Origin of the sequence: Citrobacter sp. Cpo071 (genome assembly GCF_030332765.1) — a bacterium.
GTDB classification, from domain to species: Bacteria; Pseudomonadota; Gammaproteobacteria; order Enterobacterales; family Enterobacteriaceae; genus Citrobacter; species Citrobacter portucalensis.
In genome coordinates, this window is the sequence record NZ_JAOWHE010000087.1 from 264,271 (window position 1) to 290,459 (window position 26,189).

Consider the following 26,189-nt stretch of genomic DNA (forward strand, 5'->3'; position numbering starts at 1 on the left):
ACGATGAAACGACAAACAGGTTTGTTACTGGGAAGCGCTTTACTGCTGATGGCTCATTCGTCCTGGGCGACGGTCTGCCAAAACTCGAATGGCACACCAACGGATGTTTTTTACGATCTGTCGAACGTCTTTAACAGCAGCAATAATCAGCCGGGGCAGGTGGTGACGTTGCCGGAAAAATCAGGCTGGATTGGCGTTAATGCCACCTGTCCTGCCGGGACGCATGTGGATTACACGTATCGAAGCTATGTCACTGAACTTCCGGTTCAAAGTACCGAGGGTGGTTTTCAGTATCTGAAGCTCAATGACTACCTGCTGGGGGCCATGAGCATCACCGACAGCTATGCCGGGTTGTTTTATCCTCCGCGAAATTATATCCGTATGGGCGTTGACTCGAACGTTTCGAAGCAGAAGCCTTTTGGCGTACAGGATTCAAACCTGGTGTTTAAACTCAAAGTGATCCGCTCGTTTATTAACATGGTGCCGATCCCGCGCCAGACCATGTTCAGAGTCTATGTCACGACCAGTACCGGAGATGCGCTAAGCACGCCGGTTTATACCATCAGCTACAGCGGTAAGGTGGAGGTTCCACAAAACTGTGAGGTGAACGCAGGGCAGATTGTCGAGTTTGATTTTGGCGATATTGGCGCATCGTTGTTCAGCAAGGCGGGGGCAGGAAACCGTCCCGAAGGCATTAATCCGCAGACCAAAACGGTGGCGATAAAATGCACCAACGTCGCCGCACAGGCCTACTTAACCATGCGGGTAGAGGCCGAGAAAGCCTCCGGGCAAATGATGGTATCGGACAATCCTGACTTAGGGTTCATTGTCGCCGACAAAACCGGTAGACCGCTGACGCCCAATAATCTGTCCAGCACGATCCCATTTCAACTGGATGATAACGCCGCGGCAAACGTGAGTATTCGGACATGGCCGGTCAGCGTGACGGGGAATAAACCTACTGAAGGGCCTTTTACTGCCCGTGGCTATCTGCGAGTAGATTATGACTAACAAGCAAACGCCAACTTCATGGGCGCTTCTGGTGATGCTGCCCATACTGACATTCAGCTCGTTGTGCCATGCGGCCTCATCGCTGGGCGAAATCAATATTGAACTGCGCGGAAACGTGGTGGACTTTACCTGCGCGGTGATTGCCAGCGACAGCAATAAGTCGGTTGAATTGGGCACCTGGCCAACAAAGCAGTTACAGACCAGCGGGGATACTACCCAACCAGTCGCGTTTACGCTGAAGCTGGAAGGCTGCCCGCCGGGATCCGCGTCAATAACGTTTTCTGGTACTCCGGCCCCCGGTACGACGTTGCTGGCGCTTGATGACGCGGTGATGGCGCAAAAGGTGGCGATCGAACTGCATGACAGCGACCGTACGCGATTACCGCTCGAGCAGGCCAGCCAAACCGTAGGGATTGATGAGAACGGCAATGCCACGCTGACCTTTTTCGCCAACTATATCGCGTTAGCAGACGGGGTTCAGCCTGGCCTCGCCAGGGCCGATGCCACATTTATGATTAACTATAACTAATCAATGCGCGGATAAAACGCTCCCGAACGAAGTCTCGCCGGGAGTGCTATTACATTAATTCATGCATTTTTGCGTAATCGATCAGCTCAACGATAGTATGTAAGCCGAGTTTGGCGTAGATGTTAGCTTTGTGAGCACTAATCGTTTTATTGCTGAGTAACAGCTGCTCAGCAATTTCCTTATTAGAAAGGCCATTTGCCAGATAACGCAAAACCGTAACTTCGCGATTAGAGAGCGGCATGTCATTCAATACACCTTTTTTCATATTTATATTGTTAATGAAGTTAAGGGTGTCTGAAGGGAAAAAAGAATATCCCGATAAAATCATTTTTACCGCATTGTAGATATCATTCAAATCCTTTCGTTTACTGACAAAACCATTTGCACCGGCCCGGATAGCACGCCCGGCATAAAAAGACTCCGATTTGGAGGAGAGAAACAGCACCCGAGTATTCTCCTGCAGAGACTTTATTCTCTTGAGTAATGTAAATCCATCTGAACCAGGTAGTTCAATATCCAGAATGACAAGATCGACAGGGTAAGTGCGCAGGTGCTCTATTGCCGTACGGCTGTCATCGGTCTTCAACACAACCTGGATATTACTGTTTTTTTCAAGTAGTACTTCTATCGACATTCTGACAATAGGGTGTTCGTCCATAATGATAACGGATGCTGGTTTCATTGTTGTATGCCTCAAACTGTATGCGTATCTTGATAATTTTATAAAACATCAGGCGTTATAATATTGTCAAATAGCCAAGGGTTGTTCTGAGGGAGAGTCGAATAAATATTATTTCATCCTTGTTTATTCGGTTGCTCTTCTACAGAACAATGAATTTGTGGAAAATCCATTTCACACTGGGAAAACTAACAATTAATCAGAAAACTATGGGGATTATACCTGCTCTGTTCTTTCGGAAAAGGCTTACAACATTCAGGTTGTTAATGTCAGTTAGGATGTTCTAAAAGATCCAGATGTGTTAATGACTATTGGCATTATTTTACTGCTGTTTGAATTATGGCAGACTGAAAAAAATTTTTAAATGGTAAAAACAATACAATAAACTAATTGTTTAGGATTTGTTAAGGTGGGAATGACGCTATTTGTGCTGATATGCACAGAATCAGTATGGTTTACTGGGGTGGTGGAAGTTAGCATAATACCAGGAATAGTTGTAAATATTAAATAGTTGTGAAATTTAGATCTTTTATCTCATATAAAAATAAGTAATTTCCTAAAAAATCTTATGGCACATAGGGTTAGGGTGTTAAATTAAATGAGCAGAGGTAACGCTGAGGCGATGTATCAGGTGCAAAAAACGCTGCCGGTTTGCTAAGCTCAGACGCGCAATCAGCTGGTTCAGGCGATAGATGATACGGTGGTAGGGGCGAGCTTGTAACAAAGCAATCTCTTTTAAGGAGTTACCTTGTAAGAGTAATTCCACCATCTCCCAATCGAGCTGGTTTATGTGCCTGGAGTGAATATAGTTAAGGACTGGCGACAATAAAGCGCGGCGCATCTCCGGGAGGCGCAGGCTACGTGACAAGATATAAAATGGACCGGACAGAGAAATAAAAGGGATTAGGTCTTCATCGTGGCGGGAAAGTAATATGAAGATTTGGATGTTATTCCGCGGTTTAATTAGCTGGCGCAGATACTCCAGAACATCAAAATAAGAGATTGTTAAACCTTCCATATCAACCACTAACTGACTAATTACCGACTCTCGCAGGCTGATTTTGGCCGATTCAATGGTCTGGAAGATCGCGGTACGTGCTCCTGAAAATAAATGTCGACCCAGCGCATAGGCCAGATAGTAATCTGTCGTAATAATCGCCTGAGATATAGTGTCACTCGGTAATGTGTATTCGAGTTTTTGCGTCAGATACTCAAGTTGGTCAAATACCTGTGATGTGTAGTGAGGATATTGCCAGGTACAGTTAGTGTTTCGTATACGGCGATGTCGATCCCGGCGTTTTGCGCTGTGCATCCTTTTCCATTCCATTTCTGTTGCGGCAGGTCTGGATAAATTGCTGGCTATAAACATCCCTGACCCAAATTTTCTCCAGCGTAAAGGCGAGTTTCCTTGTGCTGTTGGGTTTCAATGCTTCAGCAATCATCAGACTGGCAATTGCGTATCCCATCAGAATAATCTGCCGGAAGTTTTCTGATGTCTTACTCAATGCCCAAAAAGTCGTTTTATCCAGTTCAACCTCTCTATGGGATTAGATAAAATATTACCGGGTGTGTCTTTCTGTTACCCTGGAAATAGTAAGCCAGGATTATTCTGGCAGCATGGAGATAGGTACAGTAGGTGTCGATACTTAATTGGTGATGAGATTTTTCTCAATAAAAAATCAGGCAGAGAGATGCCACCTAATTTTGTAGAAAGTTCAGATGCGCCCGGATGTATCTTAAGAATTGCTGATCGTTTTTCACATGCAGCTTTTTCATAATGCTGCGACGGGTGGCTTTGGCCTGAATTTCGCTTACCGAGAGCAAGTGGGCCGTTTCGGCTAAGGTATAGCCGCTGGCGAGAAACATTAAGAACTGACGTTCTTCGATAGAAAAGTTACGAGTGGTGCAGTAATGGCAGATAGTTGCGGGCACGTTGTTGCGCAGCGCACGTTTTTGCAGGATGAGGACTAATTTTTTAGTCATTTCCTCAACGTCATCTTCCCGATAGATCAGTGGCAACATGTACAGGCAGGGCCGGAACATCAGCTTATCTTTATCGTTTCTGTTGCAGATGACAACCCGGTGTTGGCGGCGGGTATGGACCGGAATCTGATAGCAATCGGCGCTGAGCCAATCTTCATCCAGGGAAATAAACGCGATGTCAGCGCGATCGATATCCTCGACAGGCAAAAAGCAAATCTCCTGATGCCACTGATTTGCCAAATGGGAGATGATAATTTTTAGTCCATGTTCGAAGTGACTGTTTTCTTCCTTGATGGCGATACTTAACATTAAAGAGTTCCTGAACCGCTGGAGGGGTAAGGGAATGTTAAGCAAAATCATAAATATTCTAAATACATGTATCCCTAAATCTGGCGTTTCGTGGGCTGAGTTGTTACCAGGCGATTTCCTGGATACCTTTGAACAAGCAGAAAAAATCAACATTCGTTCACTTCGCCAGCAACTGAAACAAAAGGCATTGACTCAGCAGGCGCTGACCGTATAATTCACGCGTTTCATCTGCATGAAGTAATCACTTCGCAATGCGCCCTTAGCTCAGTTGGATAGAGCAACGGCCTTCTAAGCCGTAGGTCGTAGGTTCGAATCCTACAGGGCGTACCATTCAAAGTCAGTCTCTATGCTCAGCTTCAACGTACCGTTACGCGCGGGACGGTTTTTCTTTTTCCAGCCAACGTTCTACCTCATAAAGACTTTGTTGGATCTCCTCTCTGAGTGAAAAATCACCCAACGGCTGCTGTTCAAGTGCTGCACACATCGTGCTGGCTGAGCGCATTCCCATGCTGGCGCAGCTGCTTTTTAGCTGATGCGTCAGACGTTTTATCCGCTCGTCGTCATGTGCTGCGCGGGCAGCGTCAATCTCATCTAATACAGGAAGAGTGTGTTGCTTAAAGAGCGCTAACCATTCGCGCACCTTTTGCCATCCCATAACCTGGATATCTCCAGACAACTGATGAAAATCTAACCGTTTGTTGTCATTTTCTGATGCAAGCGGGAGAGTCGCACTACCGTGCAGATAATGCGTAATAAGTCGACTGAGTTCATCCCGGGGGACTGGTTTTTGAATAATGCCGAGGAACAGGGTGCTGGTTCTTTGGCTTAGCGTTTCGTCGATGACGTGCGCGCTAAAGCCGATCAGGTTAAGTGCCGGATAGTCGTGGGCTAACTGCTGTGCCAGCGTGATCCCGTCGATATCAGGAAGATCGAAATCAACCAGAGCAGCATTGTAGTGTGTATCTTCCTGCAATATTTTTAGCGCCTCAGCGGCACTGCTGGCAGCAGTAACCTGTGCGCCATTGAGGATGAGCATTTCAGTACTGATACGTTGTGTAAGAGGATTATCCTCGATAAGCAATAAGCGTAAGCCCTGTAACGATATGGAGCGTTGTGCGGGTTTCATGATGGGCATCGTGGTTGCCCGCAATGGCAGACGCAGCTGGAAACAACTCCCGACGCCGGGTGTGCTGGTGACGCTCAGCTCTCCCTGCATTGCCTGGGCAAGACTGGCGCTGATGGTTAGTCCGAGTCCGGTTCCACCTCGTTTACTGCTTACCTGAACAAACGGCTGAAAAATATCGTGCTGGAGGGCAGGGTCAATTCCACATCCTGTATCTTCAACCTCGATGTACCAGTTTTTGCCCTCACATCGGCTACGCAGGATGATGTGTCCCCGATCGGTAAAGCGTAGTGCGTTGTTTAATAAATTAGTAATGATTTGCCGGATGCGGCGCGGATCGCCACGCAGGGAAACGGGAACGTCATTGGCAAAATCCGCAACCAGCACGACCGGGCGACCAGCAACGCGGCTGTTCATGAGTTGAAGCGTACTTTCCAGCAAGGGGTTGGGTTCAAAAGGCTCATCGCCTATCGCCACATTTTTTCCACCGGCTTCGATGGCGGAATAGTCCAGGATATCGTTGAGGATGGTCAGCAAAGACTCGCCCGAATCGGTGATTGCGCGTAGATTTTCCCGATGCTGTGCCAGGGAGGGATTGTCTGAGAGCAATTGCGCTGTGCCGAGGATACCATACAGCGGGGTGCGTATTTCATGGCTCATGGCGGCAAGAAACGCCGATTTTGCCTGGTTAGCTTTTTCAGCTTCTGCACGGGCCTGTCGGTGTTCAGATACCATAGAACGCAGCTCGGCGGTGCGAGCTTTAACCTGTGCAGCCAGATGTTCGCGATGGCTATTGAGGGCGTGAACACTGCCGCGAAAGGCATCCATCAACCGCCCGATGGTATCCAGTTCACGAACGCCTGCGGTTTCCGGGAATGGGGAGTCAATATCCCCCTCAAGCAGACGCAGTAACGCCTGGGTTTGCTGTGCCAGTGGTCGAGTGACTGAGCGATAAACCACACGCCAAAGTATAAGAATCAGCAAACATAATGACACGCCACCTAACAGCAGCAGCAAGTGTTGCCCGCGCTGGCTGGCCTGTTTGAGATGTGCCAGTCCGCTTTGATTACGCTGGCCGATGATTTCCACCAACTGGCTGACTTCGCTACTGAAACGGGTAAATTGCTCGATATTATTCTGCGATAAGATCTGCAATTGGGTCGTGATGTCATTATCCTGGCGATACAGGGACAGCAGCTCAACATAACGGCTAATCGTATTGACGGTGTTGGCCACCTGAGTGCGCACCACGGGATCTTCAATACGTATTTGTCGGCGCTGAAGTACTCTGACGGCGGCATTCAACTGGTTTTCCAGCGCAGCCAGGTTATTCTGCGCCTGGTTATTCCCCAGATTCATCACCATTTGCTGCACGCGTAGCGCACTCAGGCGCAGTTCATTCATCTGGTTATAATATTCCAGATCGATATCGATGAGCCTGTCCAGCGCGTGTTCAGCGGCCTGCCCCTGATGGCTCTCAATCAAATCGTAAATGCTGGCCTGTGTCGCACCCGCCGACGTGGCGGCATTACTGGCCTGACCGCGTGCCATTTCGGCAACGTCAGCGGTGGCCTCAATAATTTGCTGGCTGAGTTGTTGCTGTTGAGCGCGTAATTTCAGGCGTTCGCCAACCATCTCCCCCTGATGGCTTAACGACCGGGCGATTTCTTTCTCCTGCTGTTCAATGGCAGAAGTATCAAAGCCCTGCTCACGAAGGGTTTTGAGTAATGTGGTTATTTTCAGACTCTGGGCGGTTAACATTCTCCCCTGAGCCAGCCAAATATTTTCATTGTCTGCGGTGGTCAGATTTTGTGCGGAAAACAGTTCCCAGGCGCTGGCTTCGCTGAGCTGGCGTGCCATATCCATGGTTGGAATTAGCGCCTGGGTATTGGCCTGCTCAACCTGGCTGACAAAACGCAAGTTATACCAGCCTGTCAGCGTACTGATGAGAGTCAGTGCCGCCATCAGCGCAAAGCCTATCCACAGTCGTTTGGTCAGAGATAAATTCACTGTCTGGTCGCCACAGATTAAAAAGGTTGAGTCCAAAAGAGGAAAGCAACTAGGATAAAGCCTTATCAATGTTGAGGCTATCATGCGCGTATTGGTTTTCCTGTTAATCACGCTTTTTCCCGGTTTGAGTCATGCGGCTGGGGCCGCATTGCTGCGCTGGCAGGATACGCAGCAGGCAGTTCCGGAACTGCAATCGGACGTTACTGCAAACAAAGTCTGGAAACTGTGCGCGCTGTATCCCAGCCTGAAAGACTCCTATTGGCTTTCCGTGAATTACGGCATGCTTGAGGCGGCGAGAAAATACGGAGTAAGTCTGAAGGTGTTAGAGGCGGGAGGGTATCGTCAGTTCTCCACGCAAAAAACACAAATCGCCCAGTGCCAGCAATGGGGAGCAGATGCCATATTGCTGGGTAGCAGCACGACGACTTTCCCGGATCTTTCCGCGCAGGTAGGCGCGTTGCCGGTCATTGAGGTAGTGAATGCGATAGACGATCCGACGGTGAAAGCACGGGTCGGTGTTCCGTGGTTCCAGATGGGGTATCAGCCGGGCCGCTATCTGGTCAAGTGGAGCGGCGGCAAACCGTTAAAGGTTCTGCTATTGCCAGGACCTGATGATGCCGGAGGCAGCCGCGAAATGGTGGCAGGATTCCGTCAGGCGATTGCCGGTAGTCAGGTGAACATCGTGGATGTGGCGTTGGGGGATAATGATATTGAAGTTCAGCGCAACCTGTTGCAGGAGATGCTTGAGCGTCACCCGGATGTCGATGTGGTTGCCGGTACGGCAATTGCTGCGGAAGCGGCGATGGGAGAGAAGCGGAATCCGGGGACGCCGCTAACCGTGGTCTCTTTTTACCTGTCGCATCAGGTGTATCGCGGACTTAAACGCGAAAGAATCATTATGGCTGCCAGCGATCAGATGGTCTGGCAAGGTGAACTGGCGATTCAACAGGCGATCAGGGTGCTACAAGGGCAACCGGTACCGGAAAATATCAGTCCGCCGATCCTGGTGCTCACCCCGAAAAATGCCGACAGCCAGCATGTTCAACGCTCGCTGTCTCCTGGCGGGTTCCGTCCGGTTTATCTGTATCAGTACACGTCGGCCGCTAAAAAATAACCTTCGCCGTGCTGTGTCACCAGTAAATCAGCTCGTAGCTTGTGGCGCAAACGGCGGATCAGTACATCTACGGTGCGTAAGTCTGGATTGTCTACCCGTCGTGCCGAAAGCATACGCAGTAAACGTTCGCGGCTGAGAATTTCCCCCGGATTGGTGACAAAGGCGACCAGCATTTCATACTCGGCGCGGGTGAGTTTGATCGTCTCATCGCCCAGCTCCAGGGTATGCCGGGAGACATTCAGGCAGTATCCGGCAAACTGATAGCAGTTATCTTTGGTCTCCGGCTGTGCCTGGCGGGCAAGATCGATACGCCAGAGCAAATTTTTAACCCGAACCACCAGTTCACGTAGCTCCAGCGGCTTGGTGACATAATCATCAGCGCCCATTTCCAGGCCAACGATCCGGTCAATTTGATCGCTACGACCTGTCACCAGAATGATCCCCACCGTTGAGCGTTCGCGCAGGGCGCGGGTCAGCATTAAGCCATTTTCGTCCGGGAGGTTGATATCCAACAGAATGAGATCGACAGGATGTTGTGACATGATTTCACGCAGACCAGCTCCGCTGGCGGTGACAGAGACATGATAACCTTCCTGTTCAAAATATGCCTGTAACCTCGCCTGGGTAACGGGTTCATCTTCAACAATGACAATGTGATGCGGCATCCTGATGGTGTTCTCTTTCTGTTCATATCTGTTCACATTGTGCCGTAAGCCATTCATCCTGACCAGTGTTGCTGTTCACATTTGAGAAATAAGATCCTCTGTAACTAAACCATAAGATTACAGGGGCTATTATGCGGAAACTATGGAGGGCGCTGCTCAGACCGAGCGCACGTTGGTCAGTGTTGGCGCTGGTCGTTATCGGGATTGTGGTCGGTATTGCGCTGATCGTCTTGCCGCACGTTGGTATTAAATTAACCAGTTCTACCGAGTTTTGCGTGAGCTGCCACAGTATGCAGCCGGTTTACGAAGAATATAAACAGTCTGCGCATTTTCAGAATGCCTCCGGGGTGCGCGCAGAATGCCATGACTGCCACATTCCATCTGATATTCCAGGCATGGTGAAACGTAAGCTGGAGGCCAGCAACGATATTTACCAAACCTTTGTTGCCCACTCTATTGATACTCCAGAGAAATTCGAAGCTAAACGCGCAGAGCTGGCGGAGCGCGAATGGGCGCGAATGAAGGAAAACAACTCCGCGACCTGTCGTTCTTGTCATGACTATGATGCGATGGACCACGCGAAACAACATCCTGAAGCTGCGCGCCAGATGAAGATTGCGGCCAAGGACAACCAATCCTGTATCGACTGCCATAAAGGTATTGCGCACCAGCTTCCCGATATGAGCAGCGGTTTCCGCAAGCAGTTTGATGAGTTACGCGCCAGGGCGAACGACGATGGCGAGACGCTCTACTCTCTGGACATCAAACCTATTTATGCCGCCAAAGGTGATAAAGAACCTGCAGGCTCACTGCTGCCCGCTTCTGAAGTGAAAGTGTTAAAGCGTGACGGTGACTGGCTGCAAATTGAAATTGTGGGCTGGACCGAGAGTAATGGGCGTCAGCGCGTGTTGGCGCAACTGCCTGGCAAGCGCATTTTTGTGGCTTCCATTCGTGGCGACATCCAGCAGCACGTGAAGACGCTGGAGCAAACCACCGTTGCGGAAACGAATACGCCATGGAGTAAATTGCAGGCCACTGCCTGGATGCAGAAGGGCGATATGGTCAACGATATCAAACCTATCTGGGCTTATGCCGACTCGCTCTATAACGGAACCTGTAACCAATGCCACGGTGCACCAGAGAAAGAACACTTTGATGCTAACGGTTGGATTGGCACGTTGAACGGCATGATTGGATTTACCAGTCTGGATAAACGTGAAGAACGTACCTTGCTGAAATATCTGCAAATGAATGCCTCTGACACTACGGATAAGCCGCATGGCGATAAGGGAGAAAGCAATGAAAAATAACGTTCTCTTTCAGGCATCGCGCCGACGTTTTTTGCTGCAACTGGGCGGCTTGACCGTAGCTGGTATGTTAGGGCCTTCGCTGCTCACGCCGCGTAACGCTAATGCCGCAGAGGTGCAGGGGGCAGGCGTCAAAGAGGGGATTCTGACCGGTTCTCACTGGGGGGCCATTCGTGCCACCGTGGTTGACGGTCGTTTCATTGAAGCCAGGCCGTTCGAGCGCGATAAATACCCGTCAAAAATGATCGCCGGACTCCCGGATCACGTACATGGTGGAGCGCGTATTCGCTACCCGATGGTCCGCGTGGACTGGTTGCGTAAACGCCATCAGAGCGATACCTCGCAACGTGGAGATAACCGCTTTGTGCGCGTTTCGTGGGATGAAGCGCTGGATTTCTTCTATCAGGAGCTGGAGCGCATTCAGAAGACTTATGGTCCGAGCGCGCTGCTAACGGCCAGCGGCTGGCAATCGACCGGGATGTTCCACAATGCTTCCGGGATGCTGGCGCGTGCCATTGCGCTGCATGGCAACAGTGTGAGTACGGGGGGCGACTATTCCACCGGTGCCGCTCAGGTCATTCTGCCGCGCGTGGTGGGTTCAATGGAGGTATATGAACAGCAGACCTCCTGGCCACTGGTACTCGAAAACAGCAAAACCATTGTGCTGTGGGGTTCTGACCTCATCAAAAACCAGCAGGCGAACTGGTGGTGCCCGGATCATGATGTCTACGAATACTACGAGCAACTGAAGGATAAAGTGGCGCGGGGCGAGATTTCGGTCATCAGCGTTGACCCGGTCGTCACCTCGACTCATGACTACCTGGGCCGCGACAAGGTTAAGCACATCGCCGTAAACCCGCAGGCTGATGTGCCACTACAGCTGGCGCTGGCACACACGCTGTATACCGAGAAGCTCTACGATAAGCATTTCCTCGAGAACTACTGCGTTGGGTTTGAGCAATTTCTGCCTTATCTGCTGGGAGAAAGTGACGGACAGCCTAAAGATGCTCAGTGGGCGGAAAAAATCTGCGGGATTGATGCTGAGGCAATCCGTGAACTGGCTCGGCAGATGGCGGGGGGCAGAACGCAAATTATTGCTGGCTGGTGCGTGCAGCGTATGCAGCATGGGGAACAGTGGGCGTGGATGATCGTAGTGCTGGCCTCAATGCTTGGGCAAATTGGCTTACCCGGGGGGGGATTTGGCTTTGGCTGGCATTACAACGGCGCGGGCACCCCAGGTCGTAAAGGCGTTATCCTGAGCGGATTTTCTGGTTCTACCACCGTTCCACCGGTACATGACAGCACCGATTATAAGGGCTACAGCAGTACCATTCCAATCGCGCGTTTTATCGATGCGATTCTGGAGCCGGGCAAGAGCATTAACTGGAACGGTAAAACCGTCAAGCTGCCACCGTTGAAGATGTGCGTTTTTGCCGGGACCAATCCGTTCCATCGTCACCAGCAGATCAACCGTATTATTGAGGGCTGGCGGAAGCTGGAAACCGTTATCGCCATCGACAATCAGTGGACCTCGACCTGTCGATTCGCTGATATCGTATTGCCGGCGACGACCCAGTTTGAACGTAACGATCTCGACCAATATGGCAACCACTCCAACCGCGGCATTATCGCTATGAAGCAGCTGGTGCAGCCGCAGTTTGAAGCGCGTAATGATTTCGATATTTTCCGCGATCTTTGCCGCCGCTTTAACCGTGAAGAAGCGTTCACAGAAGGGTTGGATGAGATGGGCTGGTTGAAGCGCATCTGGCAGGAAGGAAGCCAGCAAGGGAAGGGACGCGGTGTTCATCTTCCGGCTTTCGACGTTTTCTGGAATCAGCAAGAGTACGTTGAATTCGAACATCCGCAGATGTTTGTCCGTCATCAGGCCTTCCGCGAAGATCCCGACCTTGAGCCTCTGGGGACGCCGAGCGGTTTGATCGAGATCTATTCGAAAACTATTGCCGATATGCAATATGACGATTGTCAGGGGCATCCGATGTGGTTTGAGAAAATCGAACGTTCACACGGTGGGCCTGGATCGCAACGTTGGCCGCTGCATCTGCAATCCGTCCACCCGGATTTCCGTCTGCATTCACAGCTCTGCGAGTCCGAAGCGCTGCGTAAGCATTACGCGGTAGGTGGCAAAGAACCGGTGTTTATTAACCCGCAGGATGCCAGCGCCAGGGGGATCCGCAACGGCGATATAGTTCGTGTATTTAACGCGCGTGGACAAGTGCTGGCCGGAGCGGTTGTCTCCGATCTCTACTCGCCGGGCGTGGCGCGCATCCATGAAGGTGCCTGGTACGATCCTGATAACGGCGGAGAAATCGGAGCGCTGTGTAAATACGGCAATCCGAACGTGTTAACCCTAGATATCGGCACGTCTCAGCTGGCGCAGGCGACCAGTGCGCATACTACGCTGGTGGAAATTGAGAAATATACCGGTAAGGTGGATAACGTGACGGCGTTCAGCGGCCCGATAAAAATGGTGGCGCAGTGTGAATATGTCCCGGCACAGAAGGTGACGTCATGATGAAACACACCTCCCTGACGACAGAACAGATGGCCTGTGTTTATGCATGGTTGGCGCAAATGTTTTCCCGGGAGCGTGACGGTGAGGGATTAGCGCAATTGCAGTCCAGCGAAATGACTGAGTGGTTCACCGTACTCAAAGGTGAACCGTCGCTTGAGGCGGATGTTCTTTTGCTGGAAGCGAAAATTGCCGCGCTCAAGGTACGTGAAGACGCTACCCTGGAACTGGCGGCTGATTTTTGCAGCCTGTTCCTGATGTCGGATAAACACGCCGCGTTACCCTATGCGTCGGCTCATCTTGAAGAAGGGCCAAACTACGGGGTCATTAAACAACTGTTATCTGATGCGGGCATGCAGGTAAGCGATACGTTTAGCGAATCAGCCGATCATCTGGCGATTTTTATCGAATTGCTGAGTCATCTGCATTTTTCTCTTGGTGAGCCAGGGGGTAGCCGTCAGCGTATTGATGCGTTGCGCAGAGAAACGCTGGAGGGGCTGTTACGCTGGTTACCGGAGTTCACCGCTAAATGCCGCCGATATGATGACTTTGGTTTCTACGGTGTGTTGAGCCAGCTACTGCTGGCATTTGTCAGGCTGGATCATCAGAACTGAGTGATGGCCTGAGCCATAGAAAAACGGGAGCACATTCGCTCCCGTTTTAACCTTATCACCGCACAACCAGCACCGGGCATTTCGCGTGGCGGACTACGGCTGCCGCCGTTGAACCCAGTAAATAAGTGCTAAACCCCGGCTTGTGTGAGGCGATGACGATAAGCTCGGCGTCAACCGCCTCCGCCAGCTTGAGGATCTGATCCTTCGGCGGGCCGTAAACAACGTGGGTCTGAGTCCTGCCGGCAGGAATATTGAACTGCTTAATAATCTCTTCGAGTTTTTCGCTGGCCTTGGCCTGCAGACCACTTCTGTCCGGAAATTCGGTAGAGTAGGCCAGTCCCAGCGAGGCATAGAACGGAACGGTAGGAATAACTGCTAAAAAGTGGACCTTCGCGGTTTTGGCATGCGCCTGGACCTGCGGCACAACATGACGAGTGAGATCGGCTTCAGAGATATCAATGGGCACCAGAATTGAGCGATACATATTCACTACCTCCTGTTTGTTTTACCTCTACCCTGAGTGTAGCGAAAGTTGTTTCTGTATAATAAGTGACCAGATCAAGGATGTGTGCATCAGTGCGGGCCAATGAAATGTGTGTGTGTCGTATGTCTGGCCGTAATGTATATGTGAGCGAAATAGTAAGACAGGTATCTTCATTAATACGTGTAATCGCAAAATAGAAAAGGGTTCTTTTTTATATGCTTTCATTGTATATTTAATTATATAGCGAGTGTTAACGCGGGATTAACTTCAGCGACTTTTACTGTTTATAGAATTTTTATTCTGAAGTTTGTGTGGTTAATGGATAATCAAACCTTGCATGTAGAATAAAACTCTAATTTTAAACGAAATTTGATATTTACATTTCATTCTCACTAATTATGCGAGCCCCTTCAAACTTACCCATTGGCTGATTCTTATTTCTCTCTTTGCTTGATGAATATCAATAAATAGCTGCTTTAGGATATTTATTGTCTACCTCTAAAAGGGTATTCGTCTGATGGAAATAAAAGATGAGAAAAATAAATAAAACTATCCTATGGACGATGCTGCTGTGCATTGTTCTTGGCGCAGTTATTGTTTTGGCGGGGCAATGGACATTACATAAAACCTCGAGTACAGAATTCTGTTTGTCTTGTCATACGATGCAGGCGTCCTACGAAGAATATACCGGCTCGGTTCACTTCCAGAATCAGAAAGGCATTCGCGCAGAGTGCGCGGACTGTCATATCCCGGAGGGCGGTCTGGATTTTCTGGTGGCTAAGCTGCGGGCCTCAAAAGATGTTTATCATCAGTTCATAACCAAAAAAATCGATACCCCGGAAAAATTTGAAGAACACCGTCTGGAGATGGCGCAAACCGTTTGGGCACAGCTCAAGGCTAATGATTCTGCGACCTGCCGTAGCTGCCACAGTATGGACGCCATGGATCTTGCCGAACAAAGCGCGGATGCTCAGAAGATGCACAAAATGGGCATCGCGGAAAAGCAAACCTGTATTGATTGCCATAAAGGCGTCGCCCATTTCCCACCTGAAATAAAAATGGATGACAGTGCGCTTAAAGGACTTGAAGCGCAGTCAGCCTCCACCCCAGCTTCAGCAACTGAACTTTATGCTGTAAGCAACACCGCGTTGGGCGATCTGGGAACTGTTTACCCGGCAACCAAAATGCAGGTCCTGAAAACAACGGACAATGCGCGACTGGTCGAGATTCGCGGTAGCCAGATGCAAGGAAGTGAACAGGTTATTTACTACGCAGCAGGGCAGCGTTTGATTCTTGCCAGCCTGAGTGAAAAAGGTCAACAGTCGCTGAAGATCCTCTCCGACTGGAAAAAAGATGACTACGGCAATGCGTGGCGAGATGTCGTGCTGCAGGGCGAATGGAGCGGTTCCGCACTCGCCAGCCGTGAACCTATGTGGGATTACGCGCGCAAACTCGACAATGTTTACTGCGCGGGCTGTCATGCGCCAATTCCGGCGAATCACTTCACGCTCAACGCCTGGCCTTCAGTAGCCAAAGGGATGGGCGCTCGCACCAATATCAGTGAAACCGAACTGGATATCCTGAGCCGTTACTTCCAGTACAACGCTAAAGACATGAATAAATAAGCGATCAATCAGGAGAAATCATGAAACTCACAAGACGTGACTTTATTAAGACGGCTGGCGCGGCAACCGGGACAATGGCGATTTCTTCGGTGATCCCAATGCCAGCCTGGGCCGAAGGCCAGAATGGCGGAGCAATCCTGACGGCAGCACGTTGGGGTGCGGTATACGTGGAAGTAAAAGACGGAAAAGTGGTTTCCTCAAAAGGCGCGTTGCCGAAAACGGTGCCGAACTCATTACAGCAAACCGCGCCAGATCAGGTTCATACCAATATCCGCGTTAAGTATCCGATGGTGCGCAAAAGCTATCTGGAAAACCCGGGTAAAGCGGATGGCAAGCGCGGTAACGATCCCTTCGTGCGGGTCAGCTGGGAGCAAGCGCTGAAGCTCATTCATGAACAGCACAGCCGGATCCGCAGCAGCTATGGTCCGGCTTCGATATTTGCCGGTTCTTATGGCTGGCGATCCAGCGGCGTTCTGCATAAGGCGCAAACCTTACTGCAACGCTATATGAGCATGGCCGGTGGCTACGCTGGGCATACCGGAGATTATTCAACCGGTGCCGCGCAGGTGATCATGCCTTATGTTGTGGGATCGGTTGAGGTTTATGAGCAGCAAACCACCTGGCCGATGGTGCTTGAGCACAGTCAGGTCGTGGTGCTGTGGGGGATGAACCCGCTCAACACCCTTAAGATTGCCTGGAGCAGCACGGATGAACAAGGGATCGAATACTTTAATCTGCTGAAGAAATCAGGGAAAAGCGTCATCGCCATCGATCCGATGCGTTCTGAAACCATCGAGTTCTTTGGTGATAATGCGACCTGGATTGCGCCACATATGGGGACCGATGTGGCAATGATGTTAGGGATCGCCCATACGCTGGTGAAGAAAAACCTTCACGACAAAGCCTTCCTGGAAAAATACACCACCGGATATCCGCAGTTTGAAGAGTACCTGCTCGGCAAGAGCGATAAAGTAGAGAAAACCGCCGAATGGGCATCTGGCGTGTGTGGCGTGCCTGCTGAGCAACTGGAAAAGCTGGCGGAAATTTTCTCCAGCAACAAAACCATGCTCATGGCAGGTTGGGGGATTCAGCGCCAGCAATACGGTGAGCAAAAACACTGGATGCTGGTGACTCTGGCGGCGATGCTGGGGCAAATTGGTACCGAAGGCGGCGGCTTCGGGTTCTCTTATCACTATTCCAACGGCGGTAATCCAACGCGCATCGGTGGGGTCTTACCGGCGATCTCCGCCAAAATTGAGGGTGGGTCATCGGCAGGTAATGACTGGGCGGTTTCCGATGCGGTGACCAGCCTGCCGGTAGCGCGAATTGTCGAAGCGCTGGAAAACCCAGGCGGCAAATATCAACATAACGGTAAAGAGCAAACCTTCCCGGATATCAAAATGATCTGGTGGGCGGGCGGCGCTAACTTTACCCATCATCAGGATACCAACCGCTTAATCAAAGCCTGGCAGAAGCCTGAACTGGTTGTCATCTCTGAATGCTACTGGACCGCTGCGGCCAAACACGCCGATATCGTTCTGCCAATCACCACCTCGTTTGAGCGTAACGATCTGACCATGACCGGTGATTACAGTAACCAGCATCTGGTACCGATGAAGCAGGTCATTGAGCCGCAGTTTGAAGCGCGTAGTGATTTTGACGTATTTGCCGATCTGGCTGAGATGCTCAAGCCGGGGGGGAAAGCTGTCTACACCGAAGGCAAAGACGAAATGGCGTGGCTGAAGCAGTTCTATGACGTCGCGCAAAAAGCCGCCCGCGCCCAGCGTGTCGCCATGCCTCAGTTCAACGCGTTCTGGCAGCAGAATAAACTGATCGAAATGCGTGAGAATGAAAAGAATAACAAATATGTGCGCTACGCGGATTTCCGCAGCGATCCGGTGATGAACGCACTCGGAACGCCGAGCGGCAAGATAGAAATCTACTCGAAAACGATTGAAGGCTATCAGTATAAAGACTGTCCGCCGCATGCGTCCTGGATTGAACCGGATGAATGGAAAGGAACTGCGGATAAAGATCAGCTGCAGCTACTGACGGCGCACCCGGCACATCGTCTGCATAGCCAGCTGAACTACGCGTCGCTACGTAAAGAGTACGCAATTGCCAATCGTGAACCGGTGACGATTCATCCGGATGACGCAAAAGCCAGAGGGATTGCCGAGGGCGATCTGGTCCGCGTATGGAATGCTCGTGGACAGGTTCTGGTTGGGGCGCACGTCAGCGACGGCATCAAACCGGGCATCATCTGTATTCATGAAGGCGCATGGCCGGATATTGAAAACGGTATCTGTAAAAATGGCGGCGCGAACGTGCTGACGGCGGATATCCCGACTTCAAGACTGGCGAACGGCTGTGCCGGGAATACCAGCCTGGTATACGCAGAAAAATACACCGGTGAAGCGCCAAAACTCACCGTCTTTGATGAGCCAGCAATTGTCACCATGTAATGATGACTGATAAACGGGGGCCGTAAGGCTCCCGTTTTTTATTGCTGTTTGGGCAACGTTTTACTGTTGTTACTCAGCCAGCACTATCACATCTCCCGTTGCCGGGGCGTCAGTTCCCGGTAGCCACAATCGCCCCCACGAACCGGTGCAATGACAGCCGAGCAGTTTTTCGGGTTGCTGTTGCTGAATAAATTGTCGGGTCCGCCATAGCTTAGCGGGGGAGGCGGCGCGTAAATGAAAGCCACCGATCAGGGCGTGAATTTTGGTAACCCCGGTGATTTTCTGGCAATGGCGTACGATGTTCTCTATTCCCCGATGCCCGCAACCGGTAATGATGACTAACCCGCGTGCAGATTTATAGATCAATACGCCTTCGTCACTGATGTAATCTGGCTGGAGTGTTTTCTCGCTAATCACGCCATAGGACTGTGGCGTGGGGACACTGATTTCCCCGGACCACAAAAAACGATCGCTGATAGCCAGCGGCTCGCGGGTGTATTCCATTATGAATCGAGAGTAGTTGTTATCACGCGAGAGTTTTTTAATTTTTCGTGGTATTCCCGCAACCGTTATCGATGCGTAACGCTCGCAGGCCAGTTGAGGATGGCAAATGATACGGCTGTTATCCGCAAGCCACGGCACGCCGCTGCAGTGATCATAATGACCGTGCGACAGCACTACGGCGGTTAATTGGGTCAGGTCCACGCCCATTTGTGCAGCGTTATGCATGAAGCTGCCGTCCGGCCCGGTATCAAACAATATTGTGGTTGTTTCATCCTGAACTAACAGACTTAATCCAGGCTTGGCCAGTATTGATTTTTCTGCGCCAGCAGCGCGTCGGTTTTCAAGCAGCACTGTGAGGGTTAAAGCCATGCCTGACTCCCGTATTAAAACGGCATACTGTAATGCATCGCTTTTGAGAGCGCTGTGATCGCAGCGCTCTTTAGCGTTATCCGTTATTCACGCACAATTTTGCCTGCGTTTCCTGCATCGCTGTCATTCCAGCTACCGTGACCATTTGTTTTAATGGTGTAAGTGGCATAACCGACGCGGAAGGTCATCGTATCCTTATAGGTATTTACGTCACGCACTTCATTACCATTGACGTAAACGCCGGAATCTTCGACGTGAATATCAACGCTGCGTTGACCACTGGCAAATTTGGCTATGTAATTTCCGCTGAATTTGCCATCAATACCGGCATTATCGTGGTTATCCGTGTTAGTGGTATTTTGCTGTTTTTCACCATGATGATGACGATTCTGCTGGCCGTTACTGTTCTCAATAAAGCCATGATCGCGGTTCCACTGATAGGATTTATTCACATCGCAGCCATTGAGTTCACTCATCTGCGTACAACCTGAACGTTCATACTTTTTCTGCATTGCCGGGGTAATTGCACATGCTGTTGTGGCAGTTGTCAGGCCAAGGACAAGGAGGGTTAGCAGACGTTTATTCATTTTTTACTCACTATCATCATTAAATTTATTTATAGGAATGCGAACTTTTTGACTGTCATGTTTACGACGACGGCAGTCTCCCATTAAATATTAATGAAGCATACCAGGGGGAATCCTAATTTATAATTAGGGTGGGGTGGTGAATGCTGTAATACGCAACATAATAAGCTGTTTATTTACTTATTTTATACAATCCGGGTAGAGAGCTAAGATGTATTTACTTTTAGAAGAAGGATTTAATGAGTTATTAATATTGACATTAACGATGAAGTGGGACGCGGGCTTGTATATAAACAGGCCCGCGTGGGGAGAGTAGTCCACAATATTCAAACTTCGCGTATTTATGGATGTCGTTGTCAATATAGTTCGTCTTTACCCCTGAGTGGAGATCTGCGCGCGGTGCTGCTCGGCCTGTACCTCATGAGCAAATGAATGGCCGTTGTTTACCGATTGGTGAACAACCATCGCTTTTTCATGTTCATTCATTTGTGAAAATGATTGCGCATTGGTTGATGTTGACGATGAATTATTTGCCTGCGCGGCGTGTGCTTGTGCCATTTGTTGATGTGCAGGAGCGTCGCTGTTATTCATCATTTCATGAGCCATTGCGGCCTGCTGATGCATTTTGGGTGTTTCTGCCGCATTAACGCCAGCTGAAATAAAAAACGCGATAGCTAAAAAAGAGGACATCTTATTCATCATATTTCTCCTGTTTGGGTTTACGAAAGAAAGTATAATTAATAGGGGCTGTCAGTGGCGTGACAGGATTATGACGGTTGTGTCAGACAACAGGTGATGACGGGTATAAGCGTCATCACCATAAATTAAATCGCGTGCTTGGGCAGCGTCAGAATAAAGCGAGTGGCATGAGGGTCGGAAGTCACCGAGACTTTTCCTTGATGGGCAGTCACAATTGATTTCACAATCGCCAGACCAATGCCGCTGCCTTCGCCCTTACGCTGTCGTGAAGGGTCCACTCGATAAAAGCGGTCAAAGAGTCGCGGAAGATGTTGCGGGGGAATGGGGTTTCCGGGATTCTCAACGACTATCTGCACCTGGCCATCCGCCTCTTTCACCCGCACGGTTACCGACTCGCCTTTTGGCGTATAGCGCATGGCATTTGACAGCAGATTACTCATTGCCCGGCGTAACATTAATGGGTCGCCTGAAACCCAGCATGCGCGTCCTTCAAACCGTAAACCAACCTCACGCTCTTCAGCCCAGGCTTCGAAAAAGTCGAACACTTTACCGACCTCATCAGCCAGATTGAGCGCTTTTTTTTCTGGGATCAGCTGATTGTTATCCGCCTGCGCCAGAAACAGCATATCACTCACCATCTTCGACATACGGCCAAACTCTTCGAGATTGGAATACAGCACATCTTCCAGCTCTTTTTGGCTGCGGGTCTGGCTGAGCGCAATCTCCGTTTGGGTGACGAGGTTAGTTATTGGCGTGCGGATCTCATGGGCAATATCCGCTGAGAAGTTCGACTGGCGTTTAAATACGTCTTCGATGCGTTCGATCATATGATTAAACGAACTCACCAGTTGTTCCAGTTCAATAGGAACAGCTTGCGGATCGAGGCGTACATCGAGATCTTTCGAGGTGATATTTTGGATGCGACGACTGACGTTACGAATCGGTTCATGACCTTTGTATACGGCGAACAACACGATAAAAACAATCATCATGCTAATCAGCGATGCTGTCATAATCAGCTTGTTTTTCAGATCGTTAATATAGTGCAGATGAAAGTCGATCGATAATGCCAGATACAGCGTATACGCTGGTTTTCCATCGGCAAGTTGTCCTACCGGCAGGCGAATCATTCGCCAGTTAGACGATGTTTTCTGTCCGTGGATATGTTTGGAGGTTTGCAGTGTGGGGCCTGAGATAATAAAAACATCGCTGGCATGAGCATTTTTATCCGGCCTTGCACTGGCGATAAACTGCCGGAGATCCGGCGCATTGGGCGAATGGAAAATGGCCTTTTGGTTGTTATCTTCCAGAGAAATAATGACGTTCGAATAACCCGCCACCACATTTTTTAGCGTTTCCAGGCGGCGTGATTCTGGCTCGTTGGGTTGGTTAATAATCCTCTCCAATGTGGCGCTAATCTCTTGTAAATCGTTGATGTCCTGCTCGGCGAAGTGGACTTTCACGGAGTGGATCATTATCCATGCAAAGGCGAAAAATGAAGCAATTGTCGCCAGGCTGATAAAAAAGGTCAGTCGTGTCGCCAGTGAAAAAGGGCGCCGCCATCGTTTACTGGTCATCAGGAACCTCAAGCATATATCCCACACCGCGCACGGTCTGAATCAGTTTCGGCTCAAAATCGTTATCAATTTTGGCGCGCAGACGCTTAACGGCGACGTCGATGGCATTAGTATCGCTGTCAAAATTCATATCCCAGACCTGGGAGGCGATCAGTGAGCGGGGTAAAACTTCCCCCTGATGGCGCAGGAAAAACTCAAGCAGCGTAAACTCTTTGCTGGTCAGGGTGATGCGCGTACCGCTGCGGGTGACTTTCCTGCTGACCAGATCGACCATTAAATCCGCGACCTGAAACTGGCTTTCAACAATCACCGCAGCGCCCCGGCGCAGCAGCGTTCTGACCCGTGCCAGCAGTTCGGCGAAGGCAAACGGTTTAACCAGGTAATCATCAGCACCTAATTCCAGACCTTTAACCCGATGTTCAATGGTACCCAGTGCGGTGAGGAGAAGAATGGGCATTCCTTTGTTGGCGGAACGCAGCATCCGCACGATATCCCAGCCGTTTACATCCGGCAGCATGATGTCGAGTATGAGCAGGTCGTAATCGCCGGTCATCGCCAGGTGATACCCGTTCAGGCCGTTATCCGCCAAATCCACAACAAAACCCGCTTCCGTCAGGCCTTTCGTCAGGTATTCACCGGTTTTTTTCTCATCTTCGACTATCAAAACCTTCATCGCATTCTCCTTCTCGCACTGGTTGTGCGGACTTTCAATTCTAGGGAAGCGGGATCGGATAGCAATCTGTTATTGGGAAAATGACAGTATTGTCATTTTCCTGTCACCGGTTAAACAGAGTCACTTCGTTAAAGTACAAGACTATAAATTCCTACTTATTTTAGGGACATCAGTCCGGTCAGGACGAGAAGAACTATGAGCAAATTTAAGCTTCTTACTCTCAGCGCTATATTCGTGCTCGCTGGTTGTTCATTGGCGCCGGACTATCAGCGCCCGGCCTTGCCGGTGCCACAGCAATTTTCTTTAAGCCAGAATTCCCTGGTGTCGGCTCCTGGTGAATACCAGGACACGGGGTGGCGAACCTTTTTTGTTGACGACCAGGTGAAGGCGTTGATTGGTGAGGCGCTGATCAATAACCGCGATTTACGCATGGCGACGCTGAAGGTTCAGGAAGCGCGAGCGCAGTATGGCGTCACGGACGCTGACCGTTATCCGCAAATCACGGCAGGCTCCAGCGGTACCTACAGCGGTAAATTAAAAGGTGATAGCAGCACCGATCGTGAATTCGAGGCCGGGCTGAATCTCAGTTTCGACCTGGATTTCTTTGGGCGGCTTAAAAATATGAGTGAAGCCGAACGGCAGAACTTCTTCGCCAGCGAAGAGGCGCGTCGGGCGGTGCATATCTTATTAATTTCCAACGTGTCGCAAAGCTATTTCAACCAGCGTCTGGCTTACGCGCAGTTGCAAGTTGCCGAAGAAACGCTGCAAAACTATCAGCGCTCTTATGCTTTTGTAGAGAAGCAACTGATAACCGGTAGCACCAACGTACTGGCGTTGGAACAAGCGCGCGGTGTGATTGAAAGTACGCGTAGCGAAATTGCCAAGCGTAAAGGTGAGTTGGCACAGGCCAATAACGCGCTGCAACTGTTGCTGGGTACATACGGGAAATTACCCGATGACCAGGCGCGCAGCCGTGGGGATATTAAACCGGTAACGCTGCCGCCATCGCTTTCGTCGCAAATACTGTTGCAGCGCCCGGATATTATGGAAGCTGAGCACGGATTATTGGCGGCAAATGCCAATATTGGTGCTGCGCGGGCGGCATTTTTTCCGTCGATAACGTTGACCAGTTCCGTGTCCAGTAGCAGTAGCGATCTTTCCAATTTATTTAATGCCTCCAGCGGCATGTGGAATTTTGTCCCCAAAATAGATATTCCAATCTTCAATGCCGGACGTAATCAGTCCAATCTCGACCTGGCAGAAATTCGCCAGCAACAGTCGGTAGTGAATTACGAACAAAAAATTCAGAACGCGTTTAAAGAAGTGGCGGATGCACTGGTGTTACGCCAAAGCATTGCCGATCAAATTAGTGGGCAGCAGCGTTATCTGGATTCATTGCAAATCACACTACAGCGCGCCAGAGCGCTTTATCAGAATGGCGCAGTTAGCTATATCGAAGTATTAGACGCAGAACGTTCTTTATTCGCTACGCGGCAATCGCTGCTCGATCTTAATTACGCCCAACAGGTTAATGAAATTAAACTGTTTGCTGCCTTAGGCGGCGGTTGGGTGGAGTAATCCTTAATATTAACTTTTCAGGAGCATGATGTATGAATACTACCGCCAAAGCCGTACTGTTTAGCCTTTTCTCTGTGGTTATGTTTAACGCTCAGGCCAGTGAGAATCAGCATGGTGAGATGATGAATATGCAGCCAGCGGCTCAACAGGAACAACGCATTAGCGCTACCGGGGTGATTGAAGCTGTTGATATGGAGAGTAAAAAAATCACGATTAAGCATGACCCTATTCCAGCGGTGAACTGGCCGGCCATGACGATGCGCTTTACGCTGGTTGCTGATACGAAGGCTGATGATATTAAGCCAGGCGATAAGGTCGCGTTTACGTTTGTTCAGCAGGGAAATCTCTCTGTGTTACGCGATATTCACATCAGTAAATAACGTTCTCGCTGGTCTCTTTTATTCTTGCCCAGGTTTTTGCGAACGCGGGCAAGACATCGCGCAATGGAAATCACTATGGCGTCTTTAAATATTAAAAATACCGCGCTTATTCTCGGTAGCATGATTGCCGGCGGGATTATTTCTGTCGGTGTTTATACTTATTATTCATCGGCAAAAATATCGTCTGTAGCCGGGCCAGTTCAGCAAAAAGAAGCCAGAAAAGTGTTGTTCTGGTATGACCCCATGTATCCGAACACGCGCTTTGATAAACCGGGTAAATCGCCGTTTATGGATATGGATCTGATCCCGAAATATGCCGATGAAGAGACCGCGAACGCGTCATCGCCTGGCGTGCGCATCGATCCTACACAGACCCAGAACCTGGGGCTGAAAACAGAGCCAGTGCGTCGTGGACCACTGCACTACGCGCAAACTTTCCCGGCCAACGTTAGTTATAACGAATACCAGTTTGTTATTGTCCAGGCACGCTCTGCGGGCTTTATCGAGAAGGTTTACCCGCTGACCGTGGGGGACAAAATTAAGAAGGGTTCGCCGCTGATCGACCTGACTATTCCTGATTGGGTTGAGGCGCAGAGCGAATATTTATTGCTGCGGGAAACGGGTGGTAGCGCGACGCAGGTGGAAGGGATTCTGGAGAGATTACGTCTGGCTGGAATGCCTGAAGCAGATATCCAGCGCTTAAAATCGACGCGTAAAATTCAGACTCGCTTTACCCTGAAAGCGCCTATCGATGGGGTGATCACCGCATTCGATTTGCGTACCGGTATGAACATTTCCAAAGACAATGTGGTCGCGAAAATTCAGGGTATGGACCCGGTATGGGTTAGCGCGTCGGTCCCGGAATCTATCGCCTGGCTGATTAAAGATGCCTCGCAATTTACCATCACCGTGCCCGCCTGGCCGGATAAGCCTTTCACCATCAGCAAGTGGAGTATCTTACCAAGCGTTGATGCTACCACGCGTACGCTCCAGCTCCGTTTACAGGTCGATAACCCCGACGAGGCGCTCAAGCCCGGGATGAATGCTTACCTGCAACTGAAAACACAAAGCGAGCCAATGCTGCTGATCCCGTCTAAAGCACTGATTGATACGGGTACCGAGCAGCGGGTCATCACCGTTGATAACGAAGGCCGATTTGTGCCGAAACAGGTTGCGGTATTCCATGAATCCCAGGGGCTGACGGCTATCCGCTCCGGCCTGACCGAAGGCGAAAAAGTGGTGTCCAGTGGCCTGTTCCTGATTGATTCCGAAGCGAATATCTCTGGCGCACTGGACCGTATGCGCGCCCAGAACAGTAAGGCGCAAGACGCAGCCGCCATGCCAGCCCAGGCGACCCATTCACACTGAGGACAT

General features: G+C 50.1%; 23 protein-coding genes and 1 tRNA gene. 13 read left to right on the forward strand and 11 right to left on the reverse strand.

Translation table 11 applies throughout. The annotated features are described in order from the left end of the window. Positions 1–3 precede the first annotated feature (3 nt). Together fimH and sfmF are read left to right on the forward strand one after the other, a co-directional pair. Positions 4–1,011: a type 1 fimbria D-mannose specific adhesin FimH gene (fimH, locus tag OGY09_RS24150; RefSeq protein WP_032942588.1), complete on the forward strand. Its 1,008-nt coding sequence runs from the start codon at positions 4–6 to the stop codon at positions 1,009–1,011. A gap of 34 nt (positions 1,012–1,045) precedes the next feature. Continuing rightward, the gene (sfmF, locus tag OGY09_RS24155; RefSeq protein WP_187392937.1) at positions 1,046–1,540 is read left to right on the forward strand and encodes a fimbria assembly protein; all 495 of its coding nucleotides are present in this window, start codon (positions 1,046–1,048) and stop codon (positions 1,538–1,540) included. 49 nt (positions 1,541–1,589) lie between these two features. Here sfmF and fimZ read toward each other — a convergent pair whose 3' ends face one another. The 3 genes from fimZ to fimW all read right to left on the reverse strand — a co-directional run bounded on the left by fimZ (position 1,590) and on the right by fimW (position 4,511). After that, positions 1,590–2,222, reverse strand: coding sequence for a fimbria biosynthesis transcriptional regulator FimZ (fimZ, locus tag OGY09_RS24160; protein WP_003831119.1), 633 nt, complete (start codon positions 2,220–2,222; stop codon positions 1,590–1,592). A gap of 586 nt (positions 2,223–2,808) precedes the next feature. After that, positions 2,809–3,531: a fimbria biosynthesis regulator FimY gene (fimY, locus tag OGY09_RS24165; RefSeq protein ID WP_275399115.1), complete on the reverse strand. Its 723-nt coding sequence runs from the start codon at positions 3,529–3,531 to the stop codon at positions 2,809–2,811. A 386-nt stretch (positions 3,532–3,917) separates the two neighbouring features. Beyond that, entirely contained in the window at positions 3,918–4,511 is a 594-nt protein-coding gene (gene fimW / locus OGY09_RS24170) for a fimbria biosynthesis transcriptional regulator FimW (RefSeq protein ID WP_008784010.1), read from the reverse strand. A 34-nt stretch (positions 4,512–4,545) separates the two neighbouring features. Between fimW and OGY09_RS24175 the strand changes: the two genes are divergently transcribed. Continuing rightward, positions 4,546–4,725 (forward strand): hypothetical protein, encoded by a 180-nt coding sequence (locus OGY09_RS24175; protein ID WP_032942590.1) that lies wholly within the window; start codon positions 4,546–4,548, stop codon positions 4,723–4,725. 39 nt (positions 4,726–4,764) lie between these two features. Then, positions 4,765–4,841: transfer RNA gene (locus OGY09_RS24180), tRNA-Arg, on the forward strand. 37 nt (positions 4,842–4,878) lie between these two features. Here the strand turns inward: OGY09_RS24180 and torS are convergent. Then, positions 4,879–7,644: a TMAO reductase system sensor histidine kinase/response regulator TorS gene (torS, locus tag OGY09_RS24185; RefSeq protein ID WP_071992534.1), complete on the reverse strand. Its 2,766-nt coding sequence runs from the start codon at positions 7,642–7,644 to the stop codon at positions 4,879–4,881. Positions 7,645–7,726: 82 nt separating this feature from the next. Here torS and torT point away from each other — a divergent pair, with 82 nt between their 5' ends. Next, positions 7,727–8,758 carry a TMAO reductase system periplasmic protein TorT gene (gene torT / locus OGY09_RS24190; protein WP_032942593.1) on the forward strand — a complete coding sequence of 344 codons (1,032 nt, stop codon included), beginning with the start codon at positions 7,727–7,729 and terminating at the stop codon, positions 8,756–8,758. On the opposite strand, the gene torR is transcribed toward torT, so the two are convergent. Beyond that, positions 8,731–9,423 carry a two-component system response regulator TorR gene (torR, locus tag OGY09_RS24195; RefSeq protein WP_020996565.1) on the reverse strand — a complete coding sequence of 231 codons (693 nt, stop codon included), beginning with the start codon at positions 9,421–9,423 and terminating at the stop codon, positions 8,731–8,733. The two genes, torT and torR, sit on opposite strands and share 28 nt — an antisense overlap. A gap of 131 nt (positions 9,424–9,554) precedes the next feature. On the opposite strand from torR, the gene torC reads away from it, so the two are divergent. Genes torC through torD form a run of 3 tightly spaced genes read left to right on the forward strand, consistent with a single transcriptional unit; the run spans position 9,555 to position 13,874 of the window. Continuing rightward, positions 9,555–10,733, forward strand: coding sequence for a pentaheme c-type cytochrome TorC (gene torC / locus OGY09_RS24200; protein WP_003831126.1), 1,179 nt, complete (start codon positions 9,555–9,557; stop codon positions 10,731–10,733). Beyond that, positions 10,723–13,263: a trimethylamine-N-oxide reductase TorA gene (torA, locus tag OGY09_RS24205; RefSeq protein ID WP_032942595.1), complete on the forward strand. Its 2,541-nt coding sequence runs from the start codon at positions 10,723–10,725 to the stop codon at positions 13,261–13,263. Before torC ends, torA begins: the two co-directional genes overlap by 11 nt. Next, positions 13,260–13,874 (forward strand): molecular chaperone TorD, encoded by a 615-nt coding sequence (torD, locus tag OGY09_RS24210; RefSeq protein WP_032942598.1) that lies wholly within the window; start codon positions 13,260–13,262, stop codon positions 13,872–13,874. Before torA ends, torD begins: the two co-directional genes overlap by 4 nt. A 55-nt stretch (positions 13,875–13,929) precedes the next feature. Here torD and uspF read toward each other — a convergent pair whose 3' ends face one another. Beyond that, entirely contained in the window at positions 13,930–14,358 is a 429-nt protein-coding gene (uspF, locus tag OGY09_RS24215; RefSeq protein ID WP_003831130.1) for a universal stress protein UspF, read from the reverse strand. A 530-nt stretch (positions 14,359–14,888) separates the two neighbouring features. Here uspF and OGY09_RS24220 point away from each other — a divergent pair. Together OGY09_RS24220 and OGY09_RS24225 are read left to right on the forward strand one after the other, a co-directional pair. Beyond that, the gene (locus tag OGY09_RS24220) at positions 14,889–15,983 is read left to right on the forward strand and encodes a NapC/NirT family cytochrome c (protein WP_032942600.1); all 1,095 of its coding nucleotides are present in this window, start codon (positions 14,889–14,891) and stop codon (positions 15,981–15,983) included. A 20-nt stretch (positions 15,984–16,003) separates the two neighbouring features. Next, entirely contained in the window at positions 16,004–18,448 is a 2,445-nt protein-coding gene (locus tag OGY09_RS24225; RefSeq protein ID WP_032942601.1) for a trimethylamine-N-oxide reductase 2, read from the forward strand. A gap of 69 nt (positions 18,449–18,517) precedes the next feature. Here the strand turns inward: OGY09_RS24225 and OGY09_RS24230 are convergent, their stop codons facing one another. From OGY09_RS24230 to cusR, 5 genes are all read right to left on the reverse strand, one after another. Then, a complete protein-coding gene (locus OGY09_RS24230) occupies positions 18,518–19,321 on the reverse strand; it encodes an MBL fold metallo-hydrolase (protein ID WP_275399114.1) in 804 nt (267 codons plus the stop codon). 83 nt (positions 19,322–19,404) lie between these two features. After that, positions 19,405–19,908, reverse strand: coding sequence for a hypothetical protein (locus OGY09_RS24235; RefSeq protein WP_032942605.1), 504 nt, complete (start codon positions 19,906–19,908; stop codon positions 19,405–19,407). Between the two features lie 372 nt (positions 19,909–20,280). Beyond that, the gene (locus tag OGY09_RS24240; RefSeq protein WP_020996562.1) at positions 20,281–20,607 is read right to left on the reverse strand and encodes a PcoE/SilE family metal-binding protein; all 327 of its coding nucleotides are present in this window, start codon (positions 20,605–20,607) and stop codon (positions 20,281–20,283) included. Positions 20,608–20,732: 125 nt separating this feature from the next. After that, complete coding sequence (locus OGY09_RS24245) at positions 20,733–22,184, reverse strand: Cu(+)/Ag(+) sensor histidine kinase (protein ID WP_032942607.1); 1,452 nt, start codon at positions 22,182–22,184, stop codon at positions 20,733–20,735. After that, the gene (cusR, locus tag OGY09_RS24250) at positions 22,174–22,857 is read right to left on the reverse strand and encodes a copper response regulator transcription factor CusR (protein ID WP_003831137.1); all 684 of its coding nucleotides are present in this window, start codon (positions 22,855–22,857) and stop codon (positions 22,174–22,176) included. Before cusR ends, OGY09_RS24245 begins: the two co-directional genes overlap by 11 nt. A 195-nt stretch (positions 22,858–23,052) precedes the next feature. On the opposite strand from cusR, the gene OGY09_RS24255 reads away from it, so the two are divergent. From OGY09_RS24255 to OGY09_RS24265, 3 genes are all read left to right on the forward strand, one after another. Then, positions 23,053–24,435 carry an efflux transporter outer membrane subunit gene (locus tag OGY09_RS24255; protein ID WP_008784022.1) on the forward strand — a complete coding sequence of 461 codons (1,383 nt, stop codon included), beginning with the start codon at positions 23,053–23,055 and terminating at the stop codon, positions 24,433–24,435. Positions 24,436–24,467: 32 nt separating this feature from the next. Then, positions 24,468–24,815 carry a cation efflux system protein CusF gene (gene cusF, locus OGY09_RS24260; RefSeq protein ID WP_032942611.1) on the forward strand — a complete coding sequence of 116 codons (348 nt, stop codon included), beginning with the start codon at positions 24,468–24,470 and terminating at the stop codon, positions 24,813–24,815. 75 nt (positions 24,816–24,890) lie between these two features. Beyond that, on the forward strand, positions 24,891–26,183 hold the full coding sequence (locus OGY09_RS24265) for an efflux RND transporter periplasmic adaptor subunit (RefSeq protein WP_008784024.1): 1,293 nt from the start codon (positions 24,891–24,893) through the stop codon (positions 26,181–26,183). Positions 26,184–26,189 lie beyond the last annotated feature (6 nt).